This window comes from Bradyrhizobium sp. MI1.10, assembly GCF_055811035.1.
Genome location: NZ_JBVVPN010000006.1, coordinates 92,097 through 104,344, shown reverse-complemented (window position 1 = coordinate 104,344; position 12,248 = coordinate 92,097). Strand labels below are relative to the sequence as shown.

Here is a 12,248-nt window from a genome sequence, read left to right as displayed (position 1 = left end):
AAGGATTGGTTAAAGGCTTCTTGCGGCCTCCAGCACCTCGTCGGCGTGGCCGTCGACCCGGACATTGCGCCAGATCCGGGCGATCTTGCCGTCGGCGCCAAGCAGCATCGTGGTACGAAGAACTCCCAGGAAGCTCTTGCCATACATGGACTTTTCGCCCCAGACGCCGTAGGCTTCCAGCATCTCGTGTGTCTCGTCCGAGATGAGGGGCACTCCGAGACCATGCTTGTCGCGGAACTTGTCCTGAGCCTTGACTGGATCAGCGGAGATGCCGAGCACGGCGGTGCCAGCCGTGGCGAAGGCGCCGGTCAGCCGGGTGAAATCGATGGCCTCCCTGGTGCAGCCCGGCGTGTCGGCGCGGGGGTAGAAGAACAGGACCAGCTTCTGGCCGGTATAATCCGACAGCGCGACGACACCGCCACCGTCGCGGGGCAGGCGGAAGGCGGGAGCCTTCTGACCCTCGACCAAGCCGGCCTTCGCCGCCGTTTTGGGGGCGGATGCCGATTTGGAAGAATTTAACCGTTTCGATGCGGCCTTATGCGATGCTGTCTTTGCTATGGTCCCAGTTGATTTGCTCGCCGGTGTCCGCTGTGTTTTCGCGGACTTGGTTTGAGTCGCAGCCCGCGCTTTCACGGGCGTCTTTTTAGCCGTCGGACTGCCGGAGGGCGTTTTGGACGATTTCTTTCGGGATTTCTTGGACATACGCCTTCCTTTCGTCGCTTTCGGCGGGTCAACCAAAGCGGTATTGCAGCCCTCTTCCGGTCTACCGGAATCGTGCCCTCGGCTGGGCGAGTCTGACGACGCCGGAGTCTGGTTACAAGGAATTCCACGCACCACCCCACTGCTCGTTGAACGCGCTCCCGGGGCGACATGACGAACAGAAGGAATATTCGAGGTATGGCGGCAATGCCGGCGCAGGGAGCTTCGCTTCCCGTCGACGGCTGCGGCCCCGGCGGCGCTCAATCCCACGACGGGCGCCTGTATCGAGAGGCAATGGCAAGGAATACGTCGCCCCAGGATTACAATCGGGATTTGGATCGGCGCGGCAGCCAACCAGAGCAGCAGCAATGGGACGACGCCGATTGGGATCCGGATCAGGAAGCGGCGGCGGGCCATCGAGCGCGCCGGCTGTTGTCGCGTTCCAATTCGGGCTTCCATCGGTTCGCTGACGGGTTTGGGCCGCTGCGCCGCTGGATGGGCGGCGGTCGCTGGCTGAAGCGCGTGGCCGTGGTCGTCGGTGCCCTGGTTGTCATCTTCGTCGGCTGTTTCGGCGCACTGTGGTGGCGGCTCGGTGCCGGTCCCATCAATCTCGACATTGCGACGCCGTGGCTCGCCGCCGCGATCGAGGACAATATCGGTCACGGCAACACCGTGGAGGTCGGCGGCACGCAGATCGAACGGGCCGGGCGGATCCGCATCGCCGTGCGTATCCGTGATATCGTCGTGCGCGACCACGATCACGTCATTGTCGCCACCGCACCGAAGGCCGAGGTGAAGCTGTCGGGTGCAGGCCTGCTGATGGGGCATCTGCGCGCCGAAAGCCTCAACCTCGTCGATGCCGAGCTCGCGCTCCGGATCGCGCCTGACGGGACGGTCACAGTGTCGGCTGGCGACACCGCAAAGCCGCTCGCCACCGGCGTCGCCTCCAAGAAGGACGCGGGGCTGCCGCCGACTTTCCCGCGCAACGGTGTCCCACCGCCGCCATTCGCAACCGAGCCTGCGACCCCCGACACATCGCAAGTCGCGACCCAGGTCACGGCCCCGACCGGCATTCTTCAGGGCCTCGACTGGCTCGACAGTCTGAGCATGACCGGCCTCGACGGCCAGAATCTCAACGAGATCGGTCTGAAGAACGGCAATCTGATCGTCGACGACCAGCAGCGCGGCAGCAAATGGACGTTCGAGAACATCACGCTCAGCCTGCGCCGGCCGAGCCATGGCGGCGTCGCGCTCAGCCTCGGCGAGGAGGGCGCGCGTCCGTGGTCGCTGCGTGCCACGATCGGACCCACCGAGAACGGCGTGCGCTCGGTCGATATCCGCGCCGACAAGGTCTCGACCGCCAACATCCTGCTGGCGCTGCGGGTGAAGGACCTCACCTACACCGCCGACCTGCCGCTGACCGGCGAGCTCAAGGGCGAGCTCGGCCGCGACGGCGTGCCGACCTTCTTTCGCGGCAAGATCACGGTCGGTGCGGGCAACATCATCGACACCGATACGCCCGACTATCCGATGGCGATCGACTCGGCCGAGATCAATGTCGAGTGGGACGCCAATCGGCGCGTGTTGGTGGCTCCGTTCAAGATCCTCTCGGGTGCGAACCGCCTGACGCTTCTGGCTCATGTCGAGCCGCCCAACGGCACCGTCAACGACTGGCAGCTCGGTTTCAGTGGCGGTTCGATCCTGCTCGGCGGCATCGACAACGAGCCGCCGCTGGTCTTCAACCGCATCGCGATCGGCTTCCGCTTCGATACCGACCACAAGAGGCTGCTGTTGACGCAGGCCGATATCTCCAACGGAGAGATCGGCGTCGCCGGCACCGGTGCCATCGACTATTCGGGCGAGCCGCGGCTGACATTGGGTTTTGCGGGAACGCCGATGTCGGCCTCCGCGCTCAAGCGGATGTGGCCGACGCTTGTCGTCCCCGAGTTGCGCGAATGGGTGATCGAGCGGATCGAGCGCGGAACGCTCCAGCGCATCGAGATCGGCGTTAACTCGCCGACCAAGAATCTTCCGCGCAAGGGTCCACCCATTCCCGACGACGGCCTGTCGGTCAATATCGTGGCGAGCGGCATCACGGTTCGCCCCGTCGATGGCCTGCCGGTGGTACACGATGCCGATTTGAAGGCGCGCGTGACCGGCCGCACAGCGACCGTGAATATCGGGCAGGGCATCGCCGATACGCCAGCGGGCCGCAAAATCACGATTTCCGACTTCGTCTTCGAGGTGCCCGATATGGCGCCCAAGCCGTCGCCGTCGCGGACCAGGTTCCGTGTCGAAGGTCCGGTGCCTGCGGCCGCCGAAATGCTTTCGAACGATCGCCTGAGCGATCTGTCGTCGACCGTGGTCGATCCCAATACCAGCAAGGGGACGTTCTCGGCGAACGTCCAGCTTGGGTTGCCGGTCAAGGGCGAGCTGACCAAAGCCGATACCACCTACAGCGTTACCGCCGATCTCAACGGATTTGGTGCCGACAAGCTGGTGATGAACCAGAAGCTGGAGGCCAACAACCTCAAGATCGTCGCGAGCAACCAGGGCTATCAGGTCAAGGGCGACGTCAAGATCAACGGGCAGGCGGCCTCGCTCGACTACCGCAAACCGGCCGAGGGCGATGCGGACGTCAAATTGCAGGCTACGCTGGACGATGCGAGCCGCGCGCGCCTCGGGTTCGATCTGGGTCCCGCCGTCAGCGGATCGGTGCCGATCAAGCTCTCGGGCAAGATCGCCGGGGGGCCCGACCAGACGACGAAGCTCGGCATCGAGGCCGACCTGACCTCGGTCAAGCTCGACAACATCTTGCCCGGCTGGGTCAAGCTGCCGGGCAGAGCGGGCAAGGCCAGCTTCAAGGTGGTGCCGACGGCGCAATCGACGCGTCTGGAGGACATCGTCATCGAAGGCGGCGGCGCCTCGATCAAGGGGGCGCTCGAGGTCGATCCGAACGGCGACCTCATGAACGCGAACTTCCCGACCTACGCGCCGTCCGACGGCGACAAGGCGTCGCTGAAGGTGGAGCGCGGCCAGGACGGCGTGATCAAGGGCACGATGCGCGGCGACGTATTCGACGGCCGCGGTTTCCTGAAATTGGCAATCTCAGGCAGTTCCAAGGACGATGCCAAGAGCAAGACGAAGAACGTCGATTTCGACATGGACGTGAAGCTCGGCGCCGTCATGGGATTCAATGGCGAGGCGATGCGCAGCGTTGAGGCCAAGATGTCGCGGCGCAATGGTGCGGTCAAAGCCTTCACGCTGAGCGGCAGGATCGGAAAAGACACGCCTGTGGCAGCCGATTTGCGCGGCGGCCGCGCCCAGGGCAACCGCGAGGTGATCTATCTCCAGACCAGCGATGCCGGCGCGCTCCTGCGCTTCACCGACACCACCAACAAGGTCTTCGGCGGCCAGATGGTGGTGGCGATGGAGCCGCCGACGTCAGAGCCTACGACCAGGGAAGGCCTGATCAACGTGCGCGACTTCTCGGTCAAGGGAATGGATCAGCTCGATCGAGTCGCGGCAGGCGGTCCCAACGGTGCGCAGAGCGGCGTCGCCTTCACGGCGCTGCGAGCGGAGTTCACCCGGCAGAACGGCGCGCTCACGATCCGCGACGGCGTCGTCCAGGGGCCGATGATCGGCGGCACCATCGAAGGCTCGATCGACTATCCCGGCAACCAGGTCTGCATGAGCGGCACCTTCGTGCCGATGTACGGGCTCAACAATATCCCCGCTAAGATTCCACTCGTCGGCCTGTTGCTCGGCGGCGGTAGCAATGAAGGCGTGATCGGCGTCACGTATGAGGTCGTGGGCACGCCGGCCGCGCCGGTGATGCGCGTCAATCCGATCTCGGCGATGATGCCGGGTCTGTTCCGTAAGATCTTCGAGTTCAACACCGGCAAGCAGAACTCGCCGTTCGACGAGCAATTGCCGTCGGCACAATCCGGCGAGAGCCGGACCGGATCAGCAAGGCCGCTGTCGAGCGGCTGCAGCCTCGCGCGGCGATAGCCGCGGGCTACCCGCTTCTCGTGTCCGAGAATGAATGCGGATGGTGGTTTGCGCGCGGCCATCCTTCGAGACGCCCGCTCCGCGGACTCCTCAGGATGAGGTCCTGTTCCAAGGATAAATCTTAGATCCTCATGGTGAGGAGCCCGCGGAGCGGGCGTCTCGAACCACGAGGCCCGTGCGCCGCCTTACGCCGCGCGCACGCCTGCCAGGAAGGTCCCGACTTCGCCGGAGAGCTGCTCGGCCTGCTTGGAGAGGTTCGAGGCTGCGGCGAGCACCATGCCTGCGGCATTACCGGTCTCGTTCGCTGCCGTGCTGACGCCGCCGATATTGGTGGTGACCTCCTGGGTCGCCTCGGCCGTCTGCGAGACACTGCGGGCGATCTCGGCGGTGGCGGCGCCTTGCTCCTCGATCGCGGCGCCGATCGAGGTGGCGATCCGGCTGACCTCTTCGATGGTGGCGGTGATGCCACCGATGGCGTCCACCGCTTCCTTGGTCGCGCCCTGGATCTGGGCGATCTTGTCGCCGATCTCGCGGGTGGCTTCCGCGGTCTGGCTCGCCAGCGACTTCACCTCCGAAGCGACGACAGCAAAGCCGCGGCCGGCTTCACCGGCGCGTGCAGCCTCGATAGTGGCGTTGAGCGCGAGCAGGTTGGTCTGCGCCGCGATGCTGGAAATCAGCTCGGCGACATGCTCGATCTGCTGGGCGCCGTCCGAGAGCGCGCGGACGATGGTGTCGGTGCGGCGCGCGCTGTCCACGGCGCGGCCGGTGACCACGGCGGACTGCGCGACCTGACGGCTGATCTCGGTGATGGAGGAGGAGAGCTCCTCGGCGGCGGCCGCGACCGTCTGGACGCGCTGGCTGGCTTCGGTGGCGGCCGAGCCGACGACGGCGGCGCGGCGGTTGGTCCCTTCCGCGGTCGACGACATCGACTTGGCGGTGACCTCCAGCTCGCCGGAGCCCGAGGCCATCAGGCCGACGAGCTGGCCGACGGAGGCATCGAACCGGTCGGCAAGCGAGATCAGCGCGTCGCGCTTCTCCTGTTCGCTGCGGGACTTGGTGGCGACCTGCTCGGCCTCCAGCTTGCGCGCCGTCAAGGCGGTCTGCCTGAGCACTTCGAGGGTCTCCGCCATGCGGCCGATCTCGTCGCCGCGACCGGTCTCCTCGACCGCCGTGTCGATCGCGCCTTCGGCAATGGCCTGCATGCGGTTCTTCTGGCGGTCGAGCGCGCCGAGCACGTCGCGGGCGATCAGCCAGGATAGGGTCGCCATCAGCAGCATCAGGCCGATGCCGATCGCCCCCAGCTCCAGCGTCAAGGCTCGCACGTCGGCGTCGATGTCGTCCACATAGAGGCCGTAGCTGATCGTCGCGTTCCAGGGCGCGAATTTGCGCGCGAACACGGTCTTGCGGACGGGCTCCGTCTGCCCGGGACGGGGATAGAGATAGGAGGTTACGCCACCCTGTGTGGTCTCGGCGCCGGCCTTGATAACGGCGTCGGCAATCAGGACGCCATTGGAGTCCTTCGCACCGGTGATCTTGCCTTCGAGCTGCTGGTTGGCGCCGTTGACGATGAGGGACGTATCGGCGTTGTAGACCACCGGATAGCCTTGGCCGCCATTGAAGCTCATGCGGCGACCGCGCTGGTGGAACTGGATTTTCGCTTCGGCCTGCGTCAGCTTGCCGGCGCCGACTTCCTCTTCAAGTGATTGGGCGAAGTTGTGGAGCATATCGACCGCGGTCCGCATCTGCTGGACACGGTCCTCCAGCATGCGGCTCTTGCTGAGCACGGACGACACCCCGATGATGGCCGTGACCGTGAGTGCCGAAAGACAGACCATGCTGGCGAGCTTGGTGCGGATCTTGAGGTGACTCAGCAGCTTCATCACGGCCTCGACGGAATGATTATTGTTGCTCGCGTCGGTAGCATGAAATTCTTACCAATCATGAATGGACGCGTGCGACGGCTGCCGCGCAAGCGGCGTCTGCGAGCTGCATGCGCAAACATCCATGCGGAAATGCGCCGCGTGGGCGCATGGCAAGTCAACTGGGAGAAAGATTGTGTGGGTCTTCAGTCCCGACCGAATCCGGTGGGAGCGGACATGAACCGATTCGTCCACCGCCTCATCATGTCGATGCTGCTGGTCGCGGTCCTCGTCCTCGTCTGGAACGTGCTGGGCTCGCGCTGAGATGGCACCCGTAAATGTACGGGTGCCATCTCTTTATTCGCGGATCAATTGCTGACGCCTCAGCGCCGCGCGAATGCGCCGCCGGTTGTGCCGCTAGTCCTTGCCTATCGCCGCATCGGCGCTGACCGAGCCGCCGCCGGCTGCCGAGAGGTAGAGGCAGGCGAAGCAGAACAGGATCGCCGCGGTGCCACCATTGAGCAGCGGCAGGAACACCGGCGTTTCGCCCTTGAACATGTGCCCCATGAAATAGGCGAAGGCCATCTCACCCGAGAGGATGAATGCCGCGAGGCGGGTGAACAGGCCGATCATCAGCAGCGCGCCAAGCACGAGCTCAAGCGTACCGGCTGCGTAGATAATCGGCGGGATGTTTGCGAAGTAGGGAAGCACCGGAAACTTGAACAGCTTGGCGATGCCGTACTGGAACAGCAGCAGGCCGGTGACGAAACGAAACAGGCTCAAGAGAACCGGTTGAAAGCGAACGAGATAGGGAAAGTTCATTGGTTTGTGCCCTCCATCCAATGCTGCGACTAGGACCGCATTCAGTTCTGCGCTGCAAGCCGCCCAAGGGCAATTTGCGCTGACATTTTTGTCATGTCGGACAAAACACCGCGGGAGGGACTTTCAGCCGCGCGCCATCCACATCTTTTGCAGCTGTTCGCGCCGTGCCCATCCGTAATTTCCCGGTGACGCGAATGCCCGCAGGTTACCTCTGAGACACCTACCGCCGCAAGGCGGGCACGACCAGGAACGGGATCATCCCGAGCACCACGCTCGCAAGCGCGAAGGCGAGCAGCGCGTTGTAGCCGTGGGTCGCGTCGTGGATCAGGCCGCCGCTCCAGGAGCCGAACGCCGAGCCGAGTCCGCTGCCGATCGAGATGGTGCCGTAGATGGTGCCGACGCGCTTGCCCCCGAAGATCTTCATCGCGGTCGCCGTGATCAGCGGTCCACGTGAGCCCATCATGCTGCCGAAGCAGACCACGAATCCGGTGAGCAGGAGGAGATTGGCGGAGTATTGCAACAGCCACAGCAGGAAGATGCCGAGGATCGAGATCGCGTAGCTGAGCAGCACCGACGGCCGGCGTCCGATCAGGCCGTCGAGCGCTGACACGCCGAGCATGCCGAACACCAGGACGACGCCGGAGAAGCCCCAGGCCGTCGCGGCCTGCAGCGGCGGAAAGCCGGCATCGATCAGATAGGCCACGATCTGGGCGGCGATCGCGTACATGCCGACCGCGGTGAAGAAGAAGGTCGAGAACAGCGCCCAGAAGGCGTGATGGCGCATCGCGCTCGGAAGGGTCCAGCCGTGATCGACGAAATCGGGATCGGTCTTCTTGGCGATATGCGGCGAGCCCGAGGCGAACAGCCGCCATGGCAGCAGCATCAGCGGCACCAGCAGGCCGAGCGCGGCGAAGCCGAACAGCTGGTAGGTTTCGCGCCAGCCGAGATGATCGATCAAAAGCTGCGAGGCCGGCAGCAGCGCCAGCACGCCGCCCCCCATGGCCGAGTAGACCACCGCCATCGCGGTCGGCAGCTTTGGGCCGAACCAGCGGCCGAGCAGGATCGAGTTCGGCACATTGCCGATGAAGGCGACGCCGATGCCGACGCAGAGTCCGATCGAGAGCTGGAATTGCCAGAGTGACTGCGCGTGGCTTGCGATCAGGAAGGCCGAGCCGAGCAGCAACAGCCCGAGTGCATAGACGACGCGCGGTCCGGAATGATCGAACAGGCGCCCGACCAATGGCGCCATCAGTCCGCTGACGAGCCAGGTCAGCGAATAGATCGAGACCACCTGGGCGCGATCCCAGCCAAAGTTTTCCGAGATCGGCTTCAGGAAGACGGTGAAGCTTTCGCTGAGGCCGCGGCCGAGCACGGCGAGTGTGAAGCAGAGCGCGAGCACCACCAGCGCGGTGCGCACGACGCCCTGCGGCGTCGCCGTGACGCGTTCCCGGGTCGTTTGCTTGGACTGTTCCTCTAGCGTGTTCTGGTCCATTGCCGATCAGGGAGCGCGCTTCAGCGCGCCCTGACAAGCAGCGAAAAGCTCATACGCCTATGCAGGCCTGAGGAGGATGTGCTTCTTCTTGCCGAACGACAGTTTGACCACGCCTTCCGGCGTCAGGTTGGCCGCCGACAACGCCATCTTCTCGTCCGTGACAGGCTCGTCATTGACGCGCAGGCCGCCGCCCTTGATCTGGCGCCGTGCTTCGCCATTGGAGGCAACGAGGCCCGCCTTGACGAAGGCATTGAGCACGCCGAGGCCGGCGTCGAACTCGCCGCGCGGAATTTCCACGGTCGGGAGACTCTCGGCCAGCGCGCCTTCCTCGAAGGTGCGGCGCGCGGTCTCGGCCGCCTCGTTCGCGGCGTCGCGGCCATGCAGGAGCGCGGTCGCCTCGGTGGCGAGTACCTTCTTGGCCTCGTTGATCTCGGAGCCTCCGAGCGCCTCGAGCTTCCTGATCTCGCTCATCGGCAGCGTCGTGAACAGCTTGAGGAATTTGCCGACGTCGGCATCCTCGGTGTTGCGCCAGTACTGCCAGAAATCATACGGCGAGAATTGGTCGGCGTTGAGCCAGACCGCGCCTTGCGCGGTCTTGCCCATCTTGACCCCCGATGCCGTCGTCAGCAGCGGCGTCGTCAGCGCGAACAGCTGATGGGTGCCCATGCGGCGGCCGAGATCGACGCCCATGATGATGTTGCCCCACTGGTCGGAGCCGCCCATCTGCAAGTTGCAGCCGGTCCGCCTGGCGAGTTCGACATAGTCGTAGGCCTGGCAGATCATGTAGTTGAACTCGATGAAGCTCATCTCCTGCTCGCGTTCGAGGCGCAGGCGCACGGAGTCCATGGTCAGCATACGGTTGACCGAGAAGTGCCGGCCGACGTCGCGCAGCATCTCGATGTAGTTGAGCTTTGTCAGCCACTCGGCATTGTCGAGCATGACGGCGTCGCTCTTGCCGTCGCCATAACGCAGCACTTTTGCGAACACGCCGCGGATCGATTCCTTGTTGGCCTCGATCTCGGCGACAGAGCGGATTGCACGCGTCTCGTCCTTGCCGGAGGGATCGCCGACCATGGTGGTGCCGCCGCCCATCAGGGTGATCGGCTTGTTGCCGGACTGCTGCAGCCAGTGCAGCATCATCATGGTCAGGTAGTTGCCGATATGCAGCGAGCGGGCGGTGCAATCGTAGCCCACATAGCCGGTCACCTCGCCCTTGGCGGCGAGTGCGTCCAGCCCCTCGAAATCGGAGCACTGATGGACGAATCCACGTTCCTGCAGCGTGTTGAGGAAATCCGATTTGAATGCAGTCATTTGTCGGCGCGCCTGACAATTCTTGGTTTACTGTTTTGGGAGCAATTTAAGGGTCTTCTATGGGAACTCGATTGCTGCCCGCCACTTTGGCCTGTGGCATTATAAGATGTGTCCCTCTGGCACAAGATCGGCATGCCGGAAGGGTCTCTTGAGGACGCTGATCCATGATGTTGACGGCACTCGGTTTGATGAGCGGCACCTCGCTGGACGGGGTGGATGTTGCGCTGATCGAAACCGACGGAAAGCAGGTGAAGGCATTCGGGCCGTCCGGCTACCGGCCGTATAGCCCGGCGGAGCGCAACCTGCTGCGCCAGGCGCTGAGCGAGGCGGTGCACCTGCCGCAGCGCGATGCCCGGCCGGGGATTTTGGCCGAGGCCGAGCGCGCGGTGACCCAGGCGCATGCTGAGGCGGTCGCCGCCTTTGTCGCCCAGAATCGGATGAGGCCGGAAGACATCGACATCGTCGGCTTCCACGGCCAGACCGTGCAGCATCGCCCCGAGAAACGGCTGACGGTGCAGATCGGCGATGCGCCGGCGCTGGCCAAGGCGATCCACATCCCCGTGATGCATGATTTCCGCGCCGCCGACGTCGAAGCTGGCGGGCAGGGCGCGCCATTCGTGCCGGTCTACCACCGGGCGCTCGTCCAGTCGCTGGAGCGCGAAGGGCCGATCGTTGTCGTCAATATCGGCGGCGTCTCCAACATCACCTATATCGACGGCAACGACACGCTGATCGCCTGCGATACCGGGCCCGGCAACGCGCTGCTCGACGATTTCATGTACCGCACCATGAACCAGGCGTTCGACGCGGACGGAAAGTTCGCCGCCCTCGGCAAGGCGGACGAAGCCTGGATCGCGCGGGCGCTGGAGTTGCCGTTCTTCGCAAGCCCGCCGCCGAAATCGCTCGACCGCAACGATTTTGCCGCACTAAAGCTCGGCGAGGTGCAGCCGGCCGACGGCGCCGCGACTCTGACCGCCTTCACCGCGGCGGCCATCGCCCGCATCATCCCGCTGCTGCCACGTAGGCCGCGAAGCTGGATCGTCTGCGGCGGTGGCGCCCGCAACCGGACCATGCTCCAGATGCTGCGGGAGCGCGTTGGGTCCGCCACTGTCGAGGCCGCCGAGGCAGTCGGCTGGGCCTCCGACGCCATCGAGGCGCAGGCCTTCGGCTTCCTTGCCGCGCGCGGCCTGAAGGGCCTGCCGCTGTCGTATCCCGCGACCACGGGCGTGCCGATGCCGATGACGGGCGGGGTGATCGCGCGGCCTTGAGCTGATCCCGAGATCGATACCGGTCGATGCAAATGCATCGAACTTGACTAGTGCATGCAAATGCATCTATCTTGGATGCAGTTGCATCCAACCGCCGGGATCATTGCCGTGACCGCTTCACTCAAACTGATCAGCCACAAGCTTTGTCCATACGTGCAACGCGCGGTGATCGCGCTCAACGAGAAAGGCGTGCCATTCGAGCGGGTCGACATCGATCTCGCCAACAAGCCCGACTGGTTTCTCAAATTGTCCCCGCTCGGTAAGGTGCCGGTGCTGGTCGTGACGAGCGAGAAGGGCGAGGTCGCGCTGTTCGAGAGCAACGTGATCTGCGAGTACATCGAGGAGACGCAAGGCGGTGTGAGGCTGCATCCGGCGGATGCCTTGAAGCGTGCCGAGCACCGGGCGTGGATGGAGTTTGGTTCGGCAGTGCTCGGCGACCTCTGGGGTCTGGAGACCACGACCGATCCGGCGACGTTCGAGAGCAAGCGCCAGGCGCTCGTCGCAAAATTCGCGCGGGTCGAGGCGGCGCTCGGCGCCGGTCCTTATTTTGCCGGCGAAGCGTTCAGTTTGGTCGACGCAGTGTTCGCGCCCGTCTTCCGCTATTTCGATCTGTTCGACGAGCTGATGGAGCACGGCATTTTCCGCGATGTGCCGAAGGTCCGCGCATGGCGCGCCGAACTGGCGAAGCGTCCGAGCGTCCGCACCGCGGTCGGCGCGGACTATCCGCAATTGCTGCGCGCCTTCCTGGTGCGCCATGACGCGCATCTGCTCAAGCTCGCGGCTTGA

At 64.6% G+C, this 12,248-nt stretch carries 9 protein-coding genes; 4 read left to right on the top strand and 5 right to left on the bottom strand.

The window, feature by feature from the left end; translation table 11 throughout:
• Positions 1 to 9: 9 nt before the first annotated feature.
• Positions 10 to 702: a peroxiredoxin gene (locus AC0L3K_RS08680; protein WP_473253794.1), complete on the bottom strand. Its 693-nt coding sequence runs from the start codon at positions 700 to 702 to the stop codon at positions 10 to 12.
• A 204-nt stretch (positions 703 to 906) separates the two neighbouring features.
• On the opposite strand from AC0L3K_RS08680, the gene AC0L3K_RS08675 reads away from it, so the two are divergent.
• The gene (locus AC0L3K_RS08675; RefSeq protein WP_473365790.1) at positions 907 to 4,710 is read left to right on the top strand and encodes a YhdP family protein; all 3,804 of its coding nucleotides are present in this window, start codon (positions 907 to 909) and stop codon (positions 4,708 to 4,710) included.
• A 185-nt stretch (positions 4,711 to 4,895) separates the two neighbouring features.
• Here AC0L3K_RS08675 and AC0L3K_RS08670 read toward each other — a convergent pair whose 3' ends face one another.
• Complete coding sequence (locus AC0L3K_RS08670) at positions 4,896 to 6,590, bottom strand: methyl-accepting chemotaxis protein (RefSeq protein ID WP_473365769.1); 1,695 nt, start codon at positions 6,588 to 6,590, stop codon at positions 4,896 to 4,898.
• Between AC0L3K_RS08670 and AC0L3K_RS08665 the strand changes: the two genes are divergently transcribed.
• On the top strand, positions 6,573 to 6,893 hold the full coding sequence (locus AC0L3K_RS08665; RefSeq protein WP_473365768.1) for a hypothetical protein: 321 nt from the start codon (positions 6,573 to 6,575) through the stop codon (positions 6,891 to 6,893). The two genes, AC0L3K_RS08670 and AC0L3K_RS08665, sit on opposite strands and share 18 nt — an antisense overlap.
• Positions 6,894 to 6,986: 93 nt before the next feature.
• Here AC0L3K_RS08665 and AC0L3K_RS08660 read toward each other — a convergent pair whose 3' ends face one another.
• The 3 genes from AC0L3K_RS08660 to tyrS all read right to left on the bottom strand — a co-directional run bounded on the left by AC0L3K_RS08660 (position 6,987) and on the right by tyrS (position 10,194).
• Complete coding sequence (locus AC0L3K_RS08660; RefSeq protein WP_007591572.1) at positions 6,987 to 7,391, bottom strand: DoxX family protein; 405 nt, start codon at positions 7,389 to 7,391, stop codon at positions 6,987 to 6,989.
• A 220-nt stretch (positions 7,392 to 7,611) separates the two neighbouring features.
• Positions 7,612 to 8,883, bottom strand: a complete 1,272-nt coding sequence (locus AC0L3K_RS08655) for an MFS transporter (protein WP_473365767.1) — start codon at positions 8,881 to 8,883, stop codon at positions 7,612 to 7,614.
• A 57-nt stretch (positions 8,884 to 8,940) separates the two neighbouring features.
• Positions 8,941 to 10,194, bottom strand: coding sequence for a tyrosine--tRNA ligase (gene tyrS / locus AC0L3K_RS08650; protein WP_219682611.1), 1,254 nt, complete (start codon positions 10,192 to 10,194; stop codon positions 8,941 to 8,943).
• 164 nt (positions 10,195 to 10,358) lie between these two features.
• Here tyrS and AC0L3K_RS08645 point away from each other — a divergent pair, with 164 nt between their 5' ends.
• Together AC0L3K_RS08645 and AC0L3K_RS08640 are read left to right on the top strand one after the other, a co-directional pair.
• Positions 10,359 to 11,462: an anhydro-N-acetylmuramic acid kinase gene (locus AC0L3K_RS08645; RefSeq protein ID WP_473365766.1), complete on the top strand. Its 1,104-nt coding sequence runs from the start codon at positions 10,359 to 10,361 to the stop codon at positions 11,460 to 11,462.
• Between the two features lie 108 nt (positions 11,463 to 11,570).
• Positions 11,571 to 12,248 carry a glutathione S-transferase family protein gene (locus tag AC0L3K_RS08640; RefSeq protein WP_473365765.1) on the top strand — a complete coding sequence of 226 codons (678 nt, stop codon included), beginning with the start codon at positions 11,571 to 11,573 and terminating at the stop codon, positions 12,246 to 12,248.

Bases quoted from the DNA above. Each gene is read 5' to 3' on its own strand.
- AC0L3K_RS08670 (WP_473365769.1), bottom strand. From the start codon at position 6,590: ATGAAGCTGCTGAGTCACCTCAAGATCCGCACCAAGCTCGCCAGCATG.
- tyrS (WP_219682611.1), bottom strand. From the start codon at position 10,194: ATGACTGCATTCAAATCGGATTTCCTCAACACGCTGCAGGAACGTGGA.
- AC0L3K_RS08675 (WP_473365790.1), top strand. From the start codon at position 907: ATGCCGGCGCAGGGAGCTTCGCTTCCCGTCGACGGCTGCGGCCCCGGC.
- AC0L3K_RS08680 (WP_473253794.1), bottom strand. From the start codon at position 702: ATGTCCAAGAAATCCCGAAAGAAATCGTCCAAAACGCCCTCCGGCAGT.
- AC0L3K_RS08645 (WP_473365766.1), top strand. From the start codon at position 10,359: ATGATGTTGACGGCACTCGGTTTGATGAGCGGCACCTCGCTGGACGGG.
- AC0L3K_RS08660 (WP_007591572.1), bottom strand. From the start codon at position 7,391: ATGAACTTTCCCTATCTCGTTCGCTTTCAACCGGTTCTCTTGAGCCTG.
- AC0L3K_RS08655 (WP_473365767.1), bottom strand. From the start codon at position 8,883: ATGGACCAGAACACGCTAGAGGAACAGTCCAAGCAAACGACCCGGGAA.